18 protein-coding genes are annotated in these 18,327 nt (G+C 56.3%); 3 read left to right on the top strand and 15 right to left on the bottom strand.

Annotated elements, in window-relative coordinates; all coding sequences use genetic code 11:
- Positions 1–241: 241 nt before the first annotated feature.
- The 9 genes from ACUVOF_RS12340 to hemP form a co-directional block, all read right to left on the bottom strand.
- Complete coding sequence (locus ACUVOF_RS12340; RefSeq protein WP_447044639.1) at positions 242–847, bottom strand: biliverdin-producing heme oxygenase; 606 nt, start codon at positions 845–847, stop codon at positions 242–244.
- Positions 848–934: 87 nt separating this feature from the next.
- Positions 935–1,951 carry a FecR family protein gene (locus ACUVOF_RS12335; protein ID WP_447044638.1) on the bottom strand — a complete coding sequence of 339 codons (1,017 nt, stop codon included), beginning with the start codon at positions 1,949–1,951 and terminating at the stop codon, positions 935–937.
- Between the two features lie 4 nt (positions 1,952–1,955).
- Entirely contained in the window at positions 1,956–2,525 is a 570-nt protein-coding gene (locus ACUVOF_RS12330) for an RNA polymerase sigma factor (protein ID WP_447044637.1), read from the bottom strand.
- A gap of 31 nt (positions 2,526–2,556) precedes the next feature.
- Positions 2,557–3,318: an ATP-binding cassette domain-containing protein gene (locus ACUVOF_RS12325; protein WP_447044636.1), complete on the bottom strand. Its 762-nt coding sequence runs from the start codon at positions 3,316–3,318 to the stop codon at positions 2,557–2,559.
- Positions 3,312–4,352 (bottom strand): FecCD family ABC transporter permease, encoded by a 1,041-nt coding sequence (locus ACUVOF_RS12320; RefSeq protein ID WP_447044634.1) that lies wholly within the window; start codon positions 4,350–4,352, stop codon positions 3,312–3,314. Before ACUVOF_RS12320 ends, ACUVOF_RS12325 begins: the two co-directional genes overlap by 7 nt.
- Complete coding sequence (locus ACUVOF_RS12315) at positions 4,349–5,254, bottom strand: heme/hemin ABC transporter substrate-binding protein (protein ID WP_447044633.1); 906 nt, start codon at positions 5,252–5,254, stop codon at positions 4,349–4,351. The genes ACUVOF_RS12320 and ACUVOF_RS12315 overlap by 4 nt, the downstream gene beginning before the upstream one ends.
- Positions 5,251–6,306 carry a ChuX/HutX family heme-like substrate-binding protein gene (locus ACUVOF_RS12310; protein ID WP_447044632.1) on the bottom strand — a complete coding sequence of 352 codons (1,056 nt, stop codon included), beginning with the start codon at positions 6,304–6,306 and terminating at the stop codon, positions 5,251–5,253. The genes ACUVOF_RS12315 and ACUVOF_RS12310 overlap by 4 nt, the downstream gene beginning before the upstream one ends.
- A gap of 32 nt (positions 6,307–6,338) precedes the next feature.
- Positions 6,339–8,315: a TonB-dependent receptor domain-containing protein gene (locus ACUVOF_RS12305; RefSeq protein ID WP_447044631.1), complete on the bottom strand. Its 1,977-nt coding sequence runs from the start codon at positions 8,313–8,315 to the stop codon at positions 6,339–6,341.
- A gap of 97 nt (positions 8,316–8,412) precedes the next feature.
- Positions 8,413–8,583, bottom strand: coding sequence for a hemin uptake protein HemP (hemP, locus tag ACUVOF_RS12300; RefSeq protein ID WP_444673084.1), 171 nt, complete (start codon positions 8,581–8,583; stop codon positions 8,413–8,415).
- A gap of 210 nt (positions 8,584–8,793) precedes the next feature.
- Between hemP and ACUVOF_RS12295 the strand changes: the two genes are divergently transcribed.
- On the top strand, positions 8,794–10,929 hold the full coding sequence (locus tag ACUVOF_RS12295; protein WP_447044630.1) for a PhoX family protein: 2,136 nt from the start codon (positions 8,794–8,796) through the stop codon (positions 10,927–10,929).
- 113 nt (positions 10,930–11,042) lie between these two features.
- Here the strand turns inward: ACUVOF_RS12295 and ACUVOF_RS12290 are convergent, their stop codons facing one another.
- Entirely contained in the window at positions 11,043–11,534 is a 492-nt protein-coding gene (locus ACUVOF_RS12290; RefSeq protein ID WP_447044629.1) for a YciE/YciF ferroxidase family protein, read from the bottom strand.
- A 104-nt stretch (positions 11,535–11,638) separates the two neighbouring features.
- The gene (locus ACUVOF_RS12285; RefSeq protein ID WP_447044628.1) at positions 11,639–11,962 is read right to left on the bottom strand and encodes a hypothetical protein; all 324 of its coding nucleotides are present in this window, start codon (positions 11,960–11,962) and stop codon (positions 11,639–11,641) included.
- Between the two features lie 181 nt (positions 11,963–12,143).
- Between ACUVOF_RS12285 and ACUVOF_RS12280 the strand changes: the two genes are divergently transcribed.
- Positions 12,144–13,037 (top strand): LysR substrate-binding domain-containing protein, encoded by an 894-nt coding sequence (locus ACUVOF_RS12280; protein WP_447044627.1) that lies wholly within the window; start codon positions 12,144–12,146, stop codon positions 13,035–13,037.
- 12 nt (positions 13,038–13,049) lie between these two features.
- On the opposite strand, the gene ACUVOF_RS12275 is transcribed toward ACUVOF_RS12280, so the two are convergent.
- The 3 genes from ACUVOF_RS12275 to gabT form a co-directional block, all read right to left on the bottom strand.
- A complete protein-coding gene (locus tag ACUVOF_RS12275; protein ID WP_447044626.1) occupies positions 13,050–13,538 on the bottom strand; it encodes an Lrp/AsnC family transcriptional regulator in 489 nt (162 codons plus the stop codon).
- A gap of 65 nt (positions 13,539–13,603) precedes the next feature.
- Complete coding sequence (locus ACUVOF_RS12270; protein WP_447044625.1) at positions 13,604–14,248, bottom strand: hypothetical protein; 645 nt, start codon at positions 14,246–14,248, stop codon at positions 13,604–13,606.
- A 31-nt stretch (positions 14,249–14,279) separates the two neighbouring features.
- On the bottom strand, positions 14,280–15,572 hold the full coding sequence (gene gabT, locus ACUVOF_RS12265; RefSeq protein WP_447044624.1) for a 4-aminobutyrate--2-oxoglutarate transaminase: 1,293 nt from the start codon (positions 15,570–15,572) through the stop codon (positions 14,280–14,282).
- Between the two features lie 294 nt (positions 15,573–15,866).
- On the opposite strand from gabT, the gene ACUVOF_RS12260 reads away from it, so the two are divergent.
- The gene (locus tag ACUVOF_RS12260; RefSeq protein WP_447044623.1) at positions 15,867–16,793 is read left to right on the top strand and encodes a 2-hydroxyacid dehydrogenase; all 927 of its coding nucleotides are present in this window, start codon (positions 15,867–15,869) and stop codon (positions 16,791–16,793) included.
- 65 nt (positions 16,794–16,858) lie between these two features.
- On the opposite strand, the gene ACUVOF_RS12255 is transcribed toward ACUVOF_RS12260, so the two are convergent.
- Positions 16,859–18,319 carry an NAD-dependent succinate-semialdehyde dehydrogenase gene (locus ACUVOF_RS12255; protein ID WP_447044622.1) on the bottom strand — a complete coding sequence of 487 codons (1,461 nt, stop codon included), beginning with the start codon at positions 18,317–18,319 and terminating at the stop codon, positions 16,859–16,861.
- Between the last annotated feature and the right edge of the window lie 8 nt (positions 18,320–18,327).

Raw genomic sequence — 18,327 nt, 5'->3', positions numbered from 1 at the left:
TGATCGAAAGCAATAGTGGCAACCATACGCTGTGTGCTTCACCTATTAGCCCATATAGAGTACCGAAGCACATCGCTATTAAAGTAATGATACATAAGCATGCGGCCCACCAATTGAGCAGTAGTGTTGCAAAGGGCAGGCAGCAGGTAAGAAGCTTTGGTTTGTGATATCGCGCTATTTTTTCCATTAGTGTTCCCTTTTTAAGAGTAAATCCCGACGCTAATGACGTTTTGTCATATTATTAGTGATTATTTAGCGCCAACGACTCGACGAACGTGAAGGCATCCCGGGCTCCCCTGATAGCCTGACGCTCCTGCTCCTCTGATAACGATATTGCATCCAGTTGAGCAATAAAAAGCCGCCAGTGCAGTCCGCGGCCTGCATCACTGGGAGCAAGGTGGCGAGCGCCAAAATGGGCAGATAGGCCCAACTGGCTTGCATACTTGAGCAGAAATGCTGCGCCAAGGTTCGATCCTTCATTAACATAGAGCCATCCCAATGCAGCCGCTTGGGACCCAACAGTCGGAGGGGGTATGGGGCTCACGTTCAGTTCTTCCGTCTTAATAGATAAGTCATTTATATCGAGTATTACGGAGTTAAAACGACAACGCTGTTCTAGCCGCAGTAACTGCTTGCAGAGATCCGGTTGCTCGTAGAGCGGAGCGGTGTGGCGCTGGAACTGGTATTGCACCGAGAGGAAGCGCCTGTAGCCATCTAGGCTGGTAAATGGTGAAAGTGCCATAATGGCTTTATCGACTTGCTCATGTGCGGTATGGGTAGCAATTTTCAGGCGCTTGCTAAGTGGCAGTGTGCTTGCTGGTTTTGTTTGAGAAAGTAACGCTTCCATAAGGCCCTCGCGAACGGTGGGTGAAGAGCAATGGCCGGACATCAGCAGTGATTAGCCCTGGCCCTCTGGTAAGGCAACGGCTAATTGTTAGCCTGTGCTTGTTGAACGCAGCCAAATAACATCGCCGGGGAGTCGGTGAGCTTTGATTGCAGGTATGTTTTTTAATGTATCCATCAATGTTTCTGGGCGGCCCGTGGGAAAGCTGCCGGAGAAACTCAAGTTAGCGAAGTCTCGGGCATCGAAAAGTACCCGCCCGGCCAGTGAGCGCTCGAGCTGCTCAGCAATGTCGTCAATCCCTGCTTGATCGAAGATAATCCGACCCTCTTTCCAGGCCAGCACCAGCCGAGGATCTATCGTGTGGACTTCCTGAAGTTCGCCGTTGAGTACGATAAGCTGTTGTCCAGCGTTCAAAAGAACTTGGTTGTGGTGGGTATCACGAACGGCTACTTGGCCTTCTTCAACGGTAATGGTGACTCGAGAATGAAATCGGCTAACGGCGAAATGTGTTCCCAGCACACTGATAAAGGTATCTCCAGCGGTAAGTTGTAATGGTCGCTGTGGGTCGTTGGCGACATCAATCCACATTCGCCCACGCCTAAGCGCTAGTACTCGCTGGGTATCGTCCAGCGTGACATCGAGCGCACTGTTGCCGTCCAAAAACAGCGATGATCCGTCTTCCAGTAACGTCTGTTGTACCTGGCCCGATGAAGTAGATATGTCTGCCATCCAGCGGTCCACTCGTGCTGGATCGCGCCAAAGCTCCAAACTTAGCAGTATGGTTACCATTAAAACGGCTGCTGCTGCCCATCCCCCCCAGTGGTTAATTGTGGTCCGCTGTGAACGAGATTTCTGTACCGGGCGCTGCTGGTCTTGCTTCAGCCATAACAACTGGGCTGGCGCTTCGATCTCCTCCCACAGATGGATAGCTTCTTGATAGGCCGTTTTGTGCCTATCACAGCGAGCCAGCCAGTCCTTAAAGTCCAGTCGGTCTTGAGCCGTGGCACTCTCGTCTTTGAGGCGTAAATACCAACCGATAGCAGCATCCAGGGTTTCTTCATCGATATGTTGTGAGCCTGCTGTTTTGCCTGAGGAGGATGTGGTCACGGTATTACCTCGTATCTGAGTGCAGCGTATTATTATGGTTACAACGTTTGACACGCCTATCTTCCTCATCCTTGGTTCGTTTTTGCCACTCCCGACATAGGCGCATTGCACGCATCATATCCTTCTCAACAGTGCTGACTGAGATTTCCAGGCGTGCGGCGATAGTGTTGTAGGTTTCTCCTTCGACACGGTTAAGAAGAAAAACATGCTTAGTTCGTTCAGGCAGGGTGTCTAATTGTTCTATTAACCGTTGCCATTGCTGCAGCGTCATTGCCAGCTTTTCTGGACTAGGTGCTTGAAAGTATTCATAACTACCCTCGTGCTGTTCGTCTTTCTGATGCCGTTTGCGTACTGATTGGGCACGCAAGTGATCAAGTGCCAAGTTGTGAGCGGTACGGTGCAATAGGCCTGGCGTATCTGCATCAGAAGGAGGACGCTGCCAAAGCTTTATGAAAGCGTCCTGAGCAAGATCTTCTGCCTCGCTGGCGTTACCCACGATTTGCCTAAGCCGTCTGATAAGGCGCTGGCGCTCGTTCAAGAACATATGCAGTAGTGACGAAGGTGGCTTGCTCATGGAAGTATTCGCAGGTTCCCTGGCAGGAGAGTCAAGGCGCTAAGGCGAGTAACGGCTTGCCGTGAGGGAGGTCCTCTATGCGCTGCAGTTCGGCCGCGTAAATGTTTGCGATGGTCGCAGGATTGAGCACTTGGCTAGGTAGGCCGTGGTCAATACGCTGCCCTTGATGCAGCAGCCACACGCGATCAGCATAAGTACTGGCGAGATTAAGGTCGTGGAGTACGCAGACAATCGCCATGTGGTGCTGGCTCGCCCAGCTGCGTAGCTGGCGCATCAGGCGCTGCTGCTGCCCGATATCCAAGGCGCTGGTGGGCTCGTCCAGCAGTAGAAGTCCGCCATCCTTGGCGGTAGGAGCACACCTTGAAAGGAGCTGGCAGGCGCCTCGGGCGATCATCACTCGTTGGCGTTCGCCACCGGAAAGCGAGAGCACGCTGCGCTTGGCTAAGTGTGTCAAATCTAAGTCGTTTAACAGTTCAGCGACCAGTGAGTCTGGTGGGTTACTGCCTAAACTCATTAGTTCATCGGTTTGCCAGTCAAAGCCAGGTAGCTCCTGTTGGGCAACCAGCGCCCGGCGGTTGGCAAGCTCGGCAATTGGCCACTCACTTAGGCGCTTGCCATCCAGATGTAGTTCGCCCTGCTGAGCAGGGCGAAAGCCCGACAACATGCTGAGCAGGGTGCTCTTGCCCGCGCCGTTGGGGCCGACAATGGCCAGCAGCTCGCCGGGTCGAATCGTGCCGTCTAGTGGGGCAATAGCGGGGGTGGTGGTTAAGCCAGCCTGATGGAGCGTTAGCATGCTCGGTTCCTGCGCATCAGTAGGTATAAGAAGTAGGGGCCGCCGAGCAGGCTGGTAAGCAGTCCTACAGGAATTTCCGCAGGAGCCGCAACGGTGCGGGCTAAGGTATCGGCGACGACTAGCAACAGTGCACCGCCTAACATGGAGGCGGGTAGCAATAATCGGTGGCCAGGTCCTAACCACAGCCGCAGGCAGTGGGGCACCAGCAGGCCTAGAAAGCCAATCACCCCAGTGAGAGCTACACAAATGCCCACCCCCAGCGAGGTAGCGATAACCACACGGCGTTTTAATCGAGCCGCGTCCAGTCCCGCCGCGTGAGCGGTCGCTTCACCTAGCTGGAGCAGGTCGAGTTCGCGAGCGCTGTGCATTAACAGCCAAAGGGCAACAGCAATGAGTACCAAGGCTAAGGCCGTGGTGCGCCACAGGGCGTTAGTGAGCGTGCCCATGCCCCATAAGCTAAGCTGGCGCAGTTGCTCATCACTGGCGATAAAGGCTAAAACCCCACCGCCCGCCCCGGCCAACGTATTGATAGCCAAGCCAGCCAGTAGCAGGGTCATTACCGCAGCACTGCCGCCGCCCTGGCGCTTGGCAATGCCAAAAACAATCAAACAGACGCATAAGGCGCCCAAAAAGCCTGCTGCAAACTGACCGTAAAGGCTGCCTGCGCCGCTGTCTTGAAACAGCACAATCCACAGCGCTACAAACAGCCCCGCACCACTGGCAAGGCCAAGTAGGGTAGGGTCGGCCAATGGGTTACGAAATAGCCCCTGCATGGCGGCGCCGCTCCCAGCGAGCATCGCCCCTACCGCGACGCCAAGCAGTAATCGGGGTAGTCGCAATTGCCACCACACCTGAACACTGAGCGGGTCGGCTTGGTCGCTGAATAGCCCCCACGGGGAGATGCCCAGCGCACCGGAGCTGGCTCCCCAGCATAGAGCCAACAGCAAGGCAGCGGTTAAGCCGACGAGAACGCGGGTTGTACGGTTTACCGGTAGCTGCACGCGAAAGCGGTAAGCGTTGATAATGGTCATCATGGACTTAACTGGGCGGTGGCGGTTATGCCTAACAGAGCTTCGACGCCCTGACGCAAGGTGAGCAACTGATCAGGGGTACGAGGGCCAAAGCCGAGCAACGCTTGGTCGTTAATCACGATAAACTGCTGCTCGCGTCCTGCGGGGGTTAACGCCATGCCGGGCAGTTGCCACAGTGCGTCCTCTCCGCCCATCGCTGCCAGCCCTCGTTCGGAGACAACCACGATGTCGGGGGCTTCGCGGGCCAGAGCTTCGGCACCCACATTGTGATAGCCCTGCATCTCGGCAAAGGCATTTTCCAGGCCCACCGCTTCGAGCGTGGTATGCGCTGCCGTGTTACTGCCCGCCGCACGGGGCGTTAAGCCGCTATTCTGCATAATAAACATGGCACGGGTCGAGGGTAGGGCTGGCAGGTTGGCTAACCGGTCAAGTTTCTTGTTCAGTGTGGCCGCCAAGGCATCTGCTTCCTGGCTGCGATTGGTTAGTTGACCAACGGCGCGGACTTTTTCGGCCATGGCATCGAGGGAGGGCGGGGCGTTGATGAGAGCTACCTCAAGCCCCACCGCTTCTAGCTGCTCCAGCACCTCTTTGGGCCCTGCGTGCCCGGCGGCTAACACGTGGTCGGGCTGAATAGAAAGCACGCTTTCCGCAGAGAGTTGACGTAGATAGCCGACTGACGGTAAAGCAGCCATTTCCGGCGGATAAAGCACAGTATCGTCCCGCGCGACAACGTTAATATCGGCATCCAAGGCGCCCAGGATTTCGGCGATATCTCCGCCGAGTACTAGCCAACGCCCGTCAGCATGCCGGTGCTCATCGGCATGGGCTAGCGGTGCGCCTACCAGCAGCCATCCCAATGCTATGATGCCAAGCAACAGGCGTGTCTTTAAGTGGTGCTGGATCATGCGACCTCCTCGCAGCTTCCTAGCTCGTCCAGTAGTTGCCGCCACTCGCGTCTTTCAGTACCCCCTTCCTGACGCTCCGCGTAAAGCTGCAGCACTAACGAGCCTTCGGCATCGAAGGCTTCAATGCTGGTCACGCCACCGTCGCGGTTGGGCTTGCTGACTTGCCACACTTGGTCAATCGCAGTGTCATCAAGGTGCAGGGTGAATTGCTCGCCAAACAGGTTTAACCAACCGCGAGCACGTTGGGGAGCGGGTAAATCACCGGTACGGATCTGCACGCAGCCGGGGCTGGCGACAAACAGCATCAAAGGCAGCGCACGTTGGCTTGCCTGCTGAAGCACTGTTTCCAGGGCGTTCACAGGTAGCGCACGGGTATAGCGACCTTCCATTAATTGGTTGGCCTCGATACGCTCCAGTTGATGGCGCTGAAGGAGAGCAAAGAACTGGTGTACATCGCGCATTGCACCCCACTCGCTAGCGAGGTTCGGCGCTTCAGGCAGCGGGCGCTTTAGGCGCGGCATGCTCTGGGTAAACGCCGGTGTGTCCCGGGTGCCCAAGGCGGCTAATGCACCCCAAGGGCGCGGCAGTGGGTTCTCCAGGGCAAAGCATTTGTGAACGGCGCAGCCATGCTGGTTGAATATCTGCAGGCTCCAACGCCACGGCGGCGCTGGCTCTTTTGCGTCAGGCATTGGGTCACGAATCAAACAAGCCCAGTGCCAGTGTGTGTAGAGTAGCCGAAGGTCCAGACCACAGGGATCGAGTAATAAACCTGTTTGTGGCCCGCCGCGGAGCTCAGGGTAATCGCCGGTTTGTTCTAGCACGGCCAGTCGTGAGCGGGTTAGGGCTTTAACCCGCCCCAACTGCGGCAGGTAAGCGGCGATATCGCTGGGTGAAAGTGGCAGCGTCCATACATCGCGCCCTAAACGGGCGGCCTGGAGTTCGCCTTCGCTGATCGCTAAGCGTTCGGCAATCTCAATGGCGGGAAGGCGTGGCTGAGCGGCGCGCGCCGCATCAAGGGCTTCGAGAATGGCGATCTGTTGGGACGGAATCATAACGCACCTCTTTTATGGTTCACTGGTTGGGTTTACCACTGCCAGTTAAGAGTGGCGAACAGGCTGCGCCCGTCGCCCAGGCTGCCGTCAGGGCGGTACCAAACCTTGTCGCCAAGATTGGCTAGGCGCAGCGAGGTATCCACGGCCGGAGTGATTTGCCAGGCGAGATGAACGTCGTGCAGGCCATAGCCGGGCAGGTGTTCGTCGTCGCCCTGCTTATCGAAGGATTGGGCAAAGCGAGCTTGCCAGCCCAGGCGGATATCACTGCTGTACAGTGCCACCTCGCTGCCCAAGGTGGCTTCCAATGGAGTTTGACTACCCAGCGGTTCATCTGAGTCGCGATCTTTACCGGAAACCTCCGAGAGGCCTGCAAAGCTTGTCAGGAATGGGAAGGTGGTAGGCTGCCAGGTAACTCGGGCGTCATAGCCCCAAAGCTGGGCGCGCTGAACGTTTACCGCCTGGGTGGTGCCCGCCATAATATCAACCTGGGTATCGATAAAGTCATCCGCGCGAGTATCGAAGTAGCTGGCGCGCAGTTGCCAGTCACCCTGATGCCACACCACGCCGCTCTCCCAAGTGTGGCTGGATTCAGGCGAGAGATTGGGGTTGGGAATCCAGTAGTTGTCCGGCGTGCAGAAGGCGGGCCCTGCGCAGAAACCCGCGAAGTGGCGCTCGTTAGCATAAAGCTCGGACAGGCTGGGGGCGCGGAAGGCTTCGGCGTAGCCGGAGAATAGCATCAAAGCGTCATCGGGCCGCCAGGCAAGACGAAAACGCGGAGACACTTGGTCGTGGACGCTGTCGGCATCGTTTTGTCCGCTGGCGTCGTAGCGGTCGTAGCGGGCACCCAGGCCAACGTCGAACTGCCCGGCACCGCCATCGGCCAGATAGCGCCCAGCGGTAAGCGTGGTGTCGAGATAGGCTGACTGGGTATCGATGTCGGCTTTAGGAAAGCCATTCGCTTCGCCATCTGGCCGTTGGCGTGCCTGCTCCAATTCGGCGCCGAACACCAGCGTTTGCGAAAGCCAGCCGTGATCCATGGTGTGGAAGCCGTCGCTCTGGAGACCGGTCCGCTCCAGCGTCCGGTTGGCCTGGGCCTCATCAATATCCTGCTGGCTAAAGGTAAGCCGTGAAGTGACTTCGGTTGCCCCACTGGGCTGCCAGCGGTGGCCCAACTGGACGTTGTTGCTTTCCACATCCCGGTCGCGCAGCGGATTGCTGGCATCGGTTGAAAGCTGTTGTGGGTTGGCGGGCTGGGTGGCGTCTTCATCGTAGTGCTGCCAGCTCATAAATACCCGCTGGTCGTCGCTTGGCTCCCAACCACCTTTTAGCAGCAGGCTATTGAGCGTGGCATCCTCTTCTGCTTCATCGCCACCTGCGCGGCGGATATCGCCCGATTCACTGCGGCCGATTGAAAACAGGCCATCCACCTGACCGTTGGCGGTATCGCGGCGGCCAAAGGCGGTAAGGCTTCCCCGCAGCTCATCGCTGGCAGTTGCACCGCCGACGGAAAGGCGCACGCCGCTATCTTCGCCAGGGGCAAGCAGGTTGTTGGCATCCACGCTGGTAAAGCTGACGACCCCGCCCATGGCATTGCTGCCATATAGGCTTGAGAGCGCGCCACGCGCTATCTGCACTTCTTGAATCAAACCAGGGTCAAGGAAGAAGTTGCCGATGTGGCCAGTAGAGATATCCTGACGAACGCCATCCAAGCGCACCAACACCCCTTTACTGCCAAAACCGCGCATGCTGAGTGTTTGGCCATTGCGGCGGCCTTGTCCTGCGACGTGCAGGCCGGGTTGGCGGCTAAGCACATCTTCGACTCGGCTAGCGGTGGTCAGTACGGCGTCATCGCGATCAATAATATCGATAATCAGCGGTGCCCGGGAAAGGTCGGTAGGCGCTCGGGTGCCGGTGACCGTCACCGGGTTAAGTTCGGCATCATCTGCTTGGGCGGCTAGCAGGGGGAGTAGCGTTAACAAGAGGCCATTAAAGGTGCGTATGTGTTTCATGTACCAGAGAGTTCCAACAAAGAGAGGTGGAAGACATCGCTGGCTGGTTGCAGTAAGGCTGCAGGTGGCTGGCTATGATGAGTGACTAACTTTTATATCAGGCGTTAAGAATTAATTTGCCGCTTTTGGTGCGGCGTAAAACGTAGCGGCGCTGTTCATGGTGAATTATCAGTTGGCCTGAACTGCCAAGTAATTCTCTACTATCCACCTCGCGGGGCATTGAGGATGACGTATCTCCCTGACTAGAGCCCTTCTCGGGTAACTGCATGAGAGAATAACTCCTATGTTAATGATAACTATTAACGTTAATTTAGCAGAGTTCTGAGTGTCCCTCAATAGGACTTGGATAGTAAAAGCGTCCAACACTACAAACGTCATTCATCTCACTGCAGGTGCTCCGTCATCATGCTGTCACTTAGCCTCTTTAGAGTCTTCTCAAGCTCAATCGTGACCTAAAAACGACCAGGGGGAGAGCAAAATGAGTAAAGAGATAGAAGATCATCGCCTGTTTAATCACAGCAGCAATCAACCTTTCGCCGAGGTGTTGGCACGTCATGTATCCCGACGTGATGTTATGCGCGGTGGCTTGGGCGTGGCGGCTGCTTCGATGCTCAGTTTCAGTGGCGCTGCCCAAGCACTTACTGCAAGTGGTACGCAGAAAGCACCCCTGACACTCGCTTTCGAAGCGGTGCGCGGCTCACTTACTGATGCGATCGTGGTACCGGAAGGCTATGTGGCCCAGGTGTTAGTGCCTTGGGGCACGCCGTTAAGTGCGGGCGACACGTGGCAGGCTGATCAGGTGATGACCCCTGAGCGTCAAGCGGCAAGCGTGGGCATGCATCATGACGGCATGGCTGGTTTTGCTCTGGACGCCGATAACGCCTCGCGTCGTTTCGTGCTGGCACTGAACAATGAATATATCGACCAAGCTGCGCTATGGGCGCCCCAAGGCGGCCCCACCAATGCCGAAGAGGGCAAGCGGCCAGCAGATGAGTCACGCACCGAGATCAACGCCCACGGTGTCACTCTGGTAGAGGTAGAGAAAGATGCTGACGGCCGTTGGACGCATGTACCGGGATCGCGCTATAACCGCCGCTTCACCAGTGCGACGGTGATGGATCTTTCCGGTCCTGTAGCGGGCAGCGGCTATGTAAAAACGCAGTTCTCTCCGACGGGCATGCAAACCCGTGGCACGAATAATAACTGCGGCAACGGGGTCACGCCCTGGGGCACTTACATTGCCTGTGAAGAGAACTGGCCCGATATTTTTGTCAATCGTGGCGAGCGCTTCCAAGACGACGCCCGCATCGGCATTCCTACGGACAAGAGCCGTTACGGCTGGGATACCTCTAGTGGCGATGCCACTGAAGAAAAAGGTGAGTTCGCTCGCTTCGATATTACCCCGCGTGGCGAAAATGCAGAGAATGACTATCGTAACGAGGCTCGCACTTTCGGTTATCAGGTAGAGGTCGACCCTTACAGTGACGCCCGGGCGGTTAAGCGGACGGCATTAGGGCGTTTTCGCCATGAAGGGTGCTGGTTAGGCAAACTGGAAGCAGGACAGCCGGTGGTTTACTACTCAGGTCATGATGCGCGCAATGAGTATGTGTATAAGTACGTCTCCAGCGCTGCCTGGGACCCTGCCGATGCGAATCGTCCAGGTGAAGCCTACGACCGTCTTTCCATTGGCAGTAAATACCTGGATAACGGAACGCTATTTGTAGCCCGCTTTCACGCCGATGGTAGCGGTGAGTGGCTGCCGCTGACACCTGAGACCCAGACGCGCGATGGCCGCACGCTGGCATCGGCATTGGGGCTGGCCGATAACGATAAAGCGGGCATTATCATTAACACGTGCGATGCGGCGGATTTGTTGGGTGCCACGCCGATGGATCGCCCTGAATGGGCGTCAGTCGATCCCGCGTCGGGCGACGTCTATCTCACCCTAACCAATAATAGCCAGCGTACTGCTGAGGATACCTCTCCCACTTTCACCAACGACGGCGAGCGGTTGGAACAAAGGGGTGTCGGTTACGATCTAGCACCGACCAACGCCGCTAACCCTCGCGCCAATAATGAAGCGGGACACATTATCCGCTGGCGTGAAAGCCGTCTGCCGAACGCCTTTACCTGGGAAGTGTTCGTGTTTGGTGCGGCTACCGATGATACGGATAACCACTCGGGGTTGACTGAAATGAACCAGTTCGCCAGCCCTGATGGTCTTTGGTTCGACGAGCGCAGCGACGGGCAGGGCATTCTCTGGATCCAGACCGATAACGGCTATGATGGCATCACGGAGTACACCAACGACCAACTGCTTGCGGTCGTGCCCAACGGGCTGGACGATATTCAAGGTACCGGGCCGGTGGTTAACAGTAGCAATCAGCAGCAGCTAAAACGCTTTGCGGTAGGGCCGAACGGCTGCGAAGTCACCGGTATTTTTGCTACGCCGGATAAAACCGCGCTGTTTATTAACATTCAGCACCCAGGTAACTGGCCGGCCGATGACGATGCGTTGGCTCAAGACGCTACTGTCGCGGCTAGCGGCCAGGTACGGCCTCGGGCAGCTACTGTGGTGATACAAAAACGCGACGGTGGGCCAGTGGGGGTGTAGTTGAAGAGATTATAACGGTTTGTGTTTAGCTCATAAGCTAGACAGTAAGGCTAGTAAGAAGGGTGGGCTAGTTTGATTAAGCCCACCCTAAATACGGGGAAAGTTCGGGTACGTTAACCCGCTTTCTTGTTAACGTTTTCTTTGGCTAACGTGGTTAGCTTGTCATCCGTAGACTTCTCTTCCTTGAGAGTCTCGGCCAGGATATTTTTAGCTTCGGTGTAACCTAATTGTTCCGCTAAAGAACACAACGTGCCGTAAGTAGCGATTTCATAATGCTCCACTTTTTGTGCAGCACCAATCAGACCTGCATCACGTATAGCGCCTTTTTCGGTCGCTTCAATCAGTTCCTGGCCTTCCTCAATCAAGCTCTCCATGGCATAACATTTCAGCCGTTTGATGCGGATGTCAGGCACGCTATCAGCGACTTGTTCAAGTCTTTCTACCTGGCCTTGGGTCTCATCAAGGTGATGTTTAAAAGCGTCGACCAGTTTAGGGTCATCCGCCGCTCGTGCCATCTTGGGGAGCGCGCGGGTAATTTGTTTTTCTGCACTATTCGTTTCAGAAAGCAGGCGAACGAAAAGCTCGTTAGCGTTTTTAATAACCATGTTTTGCTCCATGCTGGTTGGTAGAAAATTAGCAGTCGCAACTCCATGCGATCATTTAAAGCTAGCAACGAATGTGAGGTTAATAAATATATATAAGTTAAGTTTTATAATGGATTATGCGCCAGGTTTTTTAACGCTTGGATAGCATCCTCCTTCAATGGAAGCTGATTGGCCCATAGGATATCTTCGCGACGATAACCAATATCTCTCAATACTTGGCCGTCGTAGGCTAGTAACGGCAGTATGTGCCGGCGGAAAAGGCGCCGACGCCGATAGCGCCACCAGCACATATCGAGCGCATGGATTACTCTCATTGACGGCATCGCGGGCATGTAGAAATGCAGTTGGGGTGGCTTGGGTGGTGGCACCAGCCGACTAGCTTTTTCCCAGGCTTTATGGGCATGTTGGGTAGGATCTTCACACTTCATTGCGCACCTCCTTTTCACTAGCTGCACAGTCAATGGCGCCAGGGCGCCTACTGGTCAGCGGTGATCAGTGATTCATAAGCGGAGGGTCGCGACCTCTGGTTATCAGCTTGGTACTTTGCCTTGGTTCAATCAAACGAAAAGATCTACACTGTGTGTTAAGTTTTTCTGAAAGGCAGGCGTGATGAATCAATTATCGACGATAACTCCCAGCCGGGCTGCCTTACCGCTACTGGATAGCGAGGTGCTGCGCACCTTTGTGATGATCGCGGAGAGTGGCAGCTTTACCCGGGCCGCCCAACAGCTGTTTCGCACTCCTTCCGCGCTGAGCATGCAGATCAAACGTCTGGAAGAGACGCTCGGGCAAACGCTATTTGTTCGCGAGGCGCGCTATGTGCGCCTGACTGCCGAAGGTGAAATGCTACTGGGCTATGGCCGCCGACTATTGAAGCTTAATGCCGAAGCCGTTACTCAATTTTTAGCCCCTACCTTAGAAGGGCGTGTGGGGCTGGGAATAACTGACGATGTGGTAGGGCGTATTTTGCCCACTGTGTTAACCCAATTTGCCCGCTCGCACCCGGCGGTGCAGGTCGATGTGGTGGTTGGACGCAGTATAGATTTGCTCGCTAGGTTGGATGAGGGGGAGCTTGATCTGGCGCTGGTGATGTCTGGAGAACCTGGACAGGCGGCACGTGGTGAAGTGGTTCGTAGTGAACCGCTGGTATGGGCGGGTCGTGAGGATGGAGTTGCCGTACAGCGTACGCCGTTACCGGTGACCCTGGCTCAGCAGGGGTGTGCATGGCGTAGAATTGCACTCCATGCGCTGGATAGCGCCGGCGTGAATTACCGAATCGCCTACTCCTGCGACCACTGTGCCGGACAAGAGGCCGCTATGCTGGCAGACCTTGCTGTTTCACCGTTTCCGAAAAGTCTGATTCGGCCACCGCTCAAGCGGCTCCACAATGATTCGCTGCCCCCACTCGGTGACTATCAAGTCGCGCTGGTTAAACGGGCTGGCAGTGGGGGTGCCAGCGAGGTATTGGCTGAGCGAGTGGTAGAGGCGTTTCGGGAAGGGTGAAAACGCTCTAGGCTAACCCTCCATTAAGGTACGAAGCGGGAGTTGTTCTTTATTGATAGGGGTCTTGATAACGATATAGCTGAAGTACTTTTCAATGCCGATTTCGCCCTCGATAAGTGCCTCCATCACACGCTGATAATGGGCAATGCTGCGCGTGATAAAGCGCAATAAATAGTCATAGCCGCCGCTAATAAGGTGGCACTCCATGACTTCATCGACCTGGCGAATTTTTTGTTCAAAACGCAGAAAATCTTCGCGATGGTGATCCGACAGGGTGACCTCCGTAAAGACAGTCACGCTTTCCATCATTTTCGACAGATTGAGACGGGCTTGAAATGAAGTGATATAGCCAGCGGCTTCTAATCGCTTGACGCGCTGTAGACAGGGGCTGGGCGATAGCCCGACAGCATCGGCCAAATGCACATTAGTCATTCTCCCATCTGCTTGAAGCTGAACGAGAATATTGATGTCGATACGATCAAGGCGAACGCTAGCCACCATGCAAAATCCTTTATTTGTTATGGGGCGGTAAGAGCCGCCCCGTTGATTTAATTTGCTACCTTTGTCTAAAGCAATTCGCCGCGTAGAGCAAGCTGATGCTGATAAATAAAATCGCTGAGTGAGACACACGACTGACTATGGGGCTGATCCGCTTTGGCATTTCGCGTGATGCGGCAGTGCCCCCCTCGGCTATTCTTCGCAGCTGGGCCTGCCGTTAAGAGCAGAACCTCTCTTTCTGCCTCCATCTCCCGAAGTTTGGTACGCGCGGCCACAAAGCTGCCAGTGGTGAGCCGCTCATTCGCTGAAAGGCCGATGCGCTGATTAAACGTAAAGAACTCCTGCTCATTGAGGGACGTCACTACTCTGAGCTGGTAGAACTTGCGCAGATAGTGAATAGCCCCAGGAGCATCTTCATAAAGTGAGCCAAAGCCAAGTGAGCTGGCAAACTCAATTCCTTCTTGCCAATCCACCTCCAGCCCCCAGCGGTTAGCCAGGGCGCGGTAGACAGTACAGTGAGCCGAAACGGCGCCCATCTGCTCATCCGTGAGTTCATGCAGCGCCTGTACATAGTCTGCTAATACCTGCTCCTGCGGTGGCGGGGCAGGCATCAACGCTAACAGCGGCGATAGGCCCCGCACAATATCTCTATCACGATCAATCAGCACGCCATGGGCATCCATGCATAGCGTCGTATAGTCGGTCAGTTGCATGACGTCCTGCTCTCCTGGCTGTTGCGATTAACTAGTGCGTGGCGCTGGATAACACTTTGTCTAAAATCGCCACTGCTTCGTCGATTTGTTCGTCGCTCGTATTAAGCGGTGCCAGGAAGCGAATGACATTGCGATGAACACCGCACTTGATAACCAGCAAGCCTGCTGCACGACAGTGATCGATGACTTGTTGCACTAGCGCAGCGTCTTCAGGTGTTACCCGTGGGCCGTTGAGAAGCTCAATGGCAAGCATCGGGCCTTGCCCGCGTACTTCGGCAATCAAAGGGTGCTTGGCCTGCAGCTGGCGCAATCCTGTTTCCAGCCGTTTGCCCATGGCGATACCACGTTCAAGCAGTTGCTCATCGGCAAAAATATCCAGTACCGCCAGTGCCGCCGCACAGCTTAGCGCGCTGCCGCCATAGGTGCCGCCGAGCCCTCCCGGCGCGGGAGCTTGCATCATCTCGGTACGCCCAACAACGCCCGAGATCGGCAAACCTCCGCCCAGGCTCTTAGCGACAGTGACCAGGTCAGGCTGGATATGGCTGTGTTCAAAGCCAAACATCTTGCCCGTGCGCCCGAAGCCGGTCTGAATTTCATCGGCGATGAGCACAATGCCGTGGCGTTCAGTCAAGGCGCGAAGTGCCTGCATAAACTCGACTGGGGCAGGCAGGAAGCCACCATCACCCTGTACCGGCTCGATCAGGATAGCGGCGACCTGATCGGGGAGGACTTCAGTGGCGAACAGCGTATCCAGCTCGGCAAGGACGTCCTCACTGCTGACGCCGCGCAGCGCATCCGGGTAGCTCACGTGGTGTATTGCAGGGGGAAAAGGGCCAAAATTTTGTCGATAGGGCTGGCTCATGCCGGTAAGAGTAGTGCCCAGTAGCGTGCGTCCATGAAAACCACCGCGAAAGGCAATCACGTTAGGGCGCCCGGTGTGGGAGCGGGCAATTTTGATGGCGTTTTCCACCGCTTCAGCACCGGAGGTAAAGAGCACGCTTTGGTAGGCGTTGTCACCGCCGACCAACTGGGCCAGCTGGCTAGCCAGTTCTATATAGCCAGGGTAGGCAGCCACCTGGAAGCTCATATGGGAAATACGTTCCACCTGGGCCTGAACCGCCGACACCACCCGTGGGTGATTGTGGCCGACATTGAGTACGCCGATACCCCCCACGAAATCCAAATAGCGATTGCCGTCGACATCAAAGACTTCGCTGCCGCGGGCATGGGAAATTACGATAGGATGGGCGTTCACCACGCCGCGGGGAATGCACTGCTCGCGCTGGCTTAACAGGGAGTGGGAAGTGTTGGCGTCGTTATTCATCTGCGGGCTCCTTAAACGTAGTCACGGTATAGTCACGATTGTCATGTTGCGGTGTGCTGACGTTTTGAGCTTACCGCTGTTAGCAAGCTAGATACGCTTGGCATGGCGTTGGTAACCGCGTAATCCTTCGTATTTGCTAGCTTGTGCAGCATGATTCACTGTCATGGCGAGGACAGTGTAATCTGCGTCTAAAGCGTGGATTTAGGCGCAGCGCTTTTCTTCATGACCGCCAAATCGGTATCCGCTGCCTCTTAGACCACCGTAGGATGAAGTTTTAGCTAAGGACACGATGCGATGGCACTGCTATATAAATCTGACCCGGTGCGCGGGGCTCGGTGGAAAGCGCTTTTTGCCCAACACGCGCCTGATATTGAATTCCGCCAATGGCCCGATATTGGCGATCCTAACGAAATTCGCTATTTGTTAGCGTGGCAGCCTCCGGAAAACGTAATAGAGTCCTTACCATCCCTTGAAGTGCTATTTGCCACTTCCGCGGGGGTCGATCAGTTTGATTTTGACGTACTGCCCCCGCAACTGCCGTTGGTGCGTATGCTCGACCCTGCCATTGAGAGCGGAATGATTGAGTACGCCGCCTTCGCAACGCTGTGGCTGCACCGCCGCATGGGCGACTATGTACGCCAACAGCGCGAAGGACAGTGGCAGGCGCATATGTTGGTGCCTGCGGCTCAGCGGCGTATTGGAGTCCTGGGTTTAGGCCAATTGGGCAGTACGATAGCCTCGCATTTGGCAGGCTACGGTTTCGCTGTTAGTGGCTGGGCTCGCTCATCGCGACAGGTGCAAGATGTTGCCTGTTATCATGGGGAGGCAGCGCTGGATGAGTTTCTCGCCTCCAGTGATATTCTTATTTGCGTGCTGCCGCTGACCGATGCCACTCGCGGTATTCTCAATAGAGACCTTTTTGCGCGTCTGCCCGAGGGGACGGCCTTGATTAACATGGGCCGTGGCGAGCACTTGGTTGATCAAGACCTGACTCAAGCCCTTGATGACGGCCATTTGAGTGCCGCGGTAATGGATGTGTTGAGTGAAGAGCCTCCCGCCGATGACCACCCCTTCTGGCGAGACGAACGAATTTTGCTAACCCCCCACGTGGCCGCGATGACGCAGCCCGATAGCGCCTTTCCCGTACTGTTGGACAACCTGCGGCGTCATCAACGCGGTGAGCCAATGATTGGCCGTGTTGATCCTCAGCGTGGTTACTAAGCTGAGATGAGAAAACGGCGTGAAGCGCCCGCCATAGAGTGGGCACTTCACGCACGTCATCAGGGCTAGTCCAGCCCACCCATATGAAACGCTTTCTCCTCCAGATACTCATCAAGCCCCTGCCGAGCGCCTTCACGGCCCAGGCCAGACTGTTTCATGCCCCCAAACGGCGCGACTTCCATTGAAATAGAACCGGTGTTGAGGCCGACCATGCCGAACTCCAGCGCTTCGCCGGCCCGCCAGGCCCGGCGCACGCTTTCGGTGAAGAAGTAGGCGGCTAGCCCAAAGGGCGTCGCGTTGGCAATACGAATAGCGTCTTCTTCGTTGTCAAATTGCATAATGGGGGCGACAGGACCAAAAGTCTCTTCCTGGGTGACCAGCATGGCTTCGGTTACCTTGGTGAGCAGTACCGGCGCCACAAAGCGATCCTGACCACTGGGCACCTCACCGAGCACTCGTTCAGCACCATGGGACATGGCGTCATCGAGATGGCGGGCGACTTTGCTCACCGCCTGGTCATTGATAAGTGGGCCGATAGTGGTGCCTTCCTCCATGCCGTCGCCACAGCGCAACGCTTCGATTTCGGTCGCCAGGCGGGCCACAAAGCGGTCATGAATGCCGGATTGAACCAGAATGCGGTTGGCGCAAACGCAGGTCTGACCGGCATTACGGAACTTGCTCGCCATGGCACCAGCCACCGCCAGTTCCAGATCGGCATCGTCAAACACGATCAGCGGAGCATTGCCGCCCAACTCCAGGCTGAGGCGCTTGATATCGTCGGCGCTCTGGCGCATCAGCAGGCTACCCACCCGGGTCGAACCGGTGAAGGAGAGTTTGCGCACGGTGGGGTTGGAGGTCAGTTCACCGCCAATGCCTTCGGGCAGCCCGGTGACGATATTCACTACGCCGGGGGGGAAACCCGCACGCTCCGCGAGTACTGCCAAGGCCAGTGCTGAAAGCGGCGTCAGCTCCGAGGGTTTGATCACGATCGGGCATCCGGCCGCCAGGGCCGGGGCGCACTTGCGGGTAATCATGGCGATGGGGAAGTTCCAGGGCGTAATCGCACCGCACACGCCTACCGGCTGTTTGAGGATCACAATGCGGCGATCCGCGCTGGGGGAGGGGATGGTCTCGCCGTAGGCACGGCGTGCCTCTTCCGCAAACCACTTGATAAAACTCGCGCCGTACTGGGTCTCGCCACGCGCTTCGCTGAGGGGTTTGCCCTGTTCCAGGGTCATCAATACCGCCAGATCCTCGCTGTTTTCCAGGATCAGGGCATGCCAGCGCTCCAGCAGTGCTGCTCGCTCTGCCGCTGTGCGGGCACGCCAGGCGGGCCACGCCGCTTCGGCGGCCTCGATTGCCCGGCGGGTTTCGCTGGCACCCATGCTGGGTACGCTAGCCAGCGCTTCGCCGGTGGCGGGGTTAGTAACGGTCAGCGTGGCCGCATCGTCGGCGTCGCACCATTGTGCGTTGATAAAGGCCTGCTCGCGTAGCAGGTCACTGTCACTGAGGGGCAGCGTCGGCATGCTTTTCT

The sequence above is a fragment of the Vreelandella sp. H-I2 genome (genome assembly GCF_052959335.1).
The sequence above is the reverse complement of the archived record's forward strand: the minus strand, read 5'-3'. Positions and strand labels throughout refer to the sequence as shown.

Excerpts from the sequence above, each read along its gene's own strand:
- ACUVOF_RS12330 (WP_447044637.1), bottom strand. The coding sequence starts at position 2,525 with ATGAGCAAGCCACCTTCGTCACTACTGCATATGTTCTTGAACGAGCGC.
- ACUVOF_RS12255 (WP_447044622.1), bottom strand. The coding sequence starts at position 18,319 with ATGCCGACGCTGCCCCTCAGTGACAGTGACCTGCTACGCGAGCAGGCC.
- ACUVOF_RS12270 (WP_447044625.1), bottom strand. The coding sequence starts at position 14,248 with ATGCAACTGACCGACTATACGACGCTATGCATGGATGCCCATGGCGTG.
- ACUVOF_RS12315 (WP_447044633.1), bottom strand. The coding sequence starts at position 5,254 with ATGATCCAGCACCACTTAAAGACACGCCTGTTGCTTGGCATCATAGCA.
- ACUVOF_RS12310 (WP_447044632.1), bottom strand. The coding sequence starts at position 6,306 with ATGATTCCGTCCCAACAGATCGCCATTCTCGAAGCCCTTGATGCGGCG.
- ACUVOF_RS12260 (WP_447044623.1), top strand. The coding sequence starts at position 15,867 with ATGGCACTGCTATATAAATCTGACCCGGTGCGCGGGGCTCGGTGGAAA.
- ACUVOF_RS12295 (WP_447044630.1), top strand. The coding sequence starts at position 8,794 with ATGAGTAAAGAGATAGAAGATCATCGCCTGTTTAATCACAGCAGCAAT.
- ACUVOF_RS12305 (WP_447044631.1), bottom strand. The coding sequence starts at position 8,315 with ATGAAACACATACGCACCTTTAATGGCCTCTTGTTAACGCTACTCCCC.
- ACUVOF_RS12325 (WP_447044636.1), bottom strand. The coding sequence starts at position 3,318 with ATGCTAACGCTCCATCAGGCTGGCTTAACCACCACCCCCGCTATTGCC.
- ACUVOF_RS12340 (WP_447044639.1), bottom strand. The coding sequence starts at position 847 with ATGGAAGCGTTACTTTCTCAAACAAAACCAGCAAGCACACTGCCACTT.
- ACUVOF_RS12320 (WP_447044634.1), bottom strand. The coding sequence starts at position 4,352 with ATGATGACCATTATCAACGCTTACCGCTTTCGCGTGCAGCTACCGGTA.
- ACUVOF_RS12280 (WP_447044627.1), top strand. The coding sequence starts at position 12,144 with ATGAATCAATTATCGACGATAACTCCCAGCCGGGCTGCCTTACCGCTA.
- ACUVOF_RS12290 (WP_447044629.1), bottom strand. The coding sequence starts at position 11,534 with ATGGTTATTAAAAACGCTAACGAGCTTTTCGTTCGCCTGCTTTCTGAA.
- ACUVOF_RS12285 (WP_447044628.1), bottom strand. The coding sequence starts at position 11,962 with ATGAAGTGTGAAGATCCTACCCAACATGCCCATAAAGCCTGGGAAAAA.
- hemP (WP_444673084.1), bottom strand. The coding sequence starts at position 8,583 with ATGCAGTTACCCGAGAAGGGCTCTAGTCAGGGAGATACGTCATCCTCA.
- ACUVOF_RS12275 (WP_447044626.1), bottom strand. The coding sequence starts at position 13,538 with ATGGTGGCTAGCGTTCGCCTTGATCGTATCGACATCAATATTCTCGTT.
- gabT (WP_447044624.1), bottom strand. The coding sequence starts at position 15,572 with ATGAATAACGACGCCAACACTTCCCACTCCCTGTTAAGCCAGCGCGAG.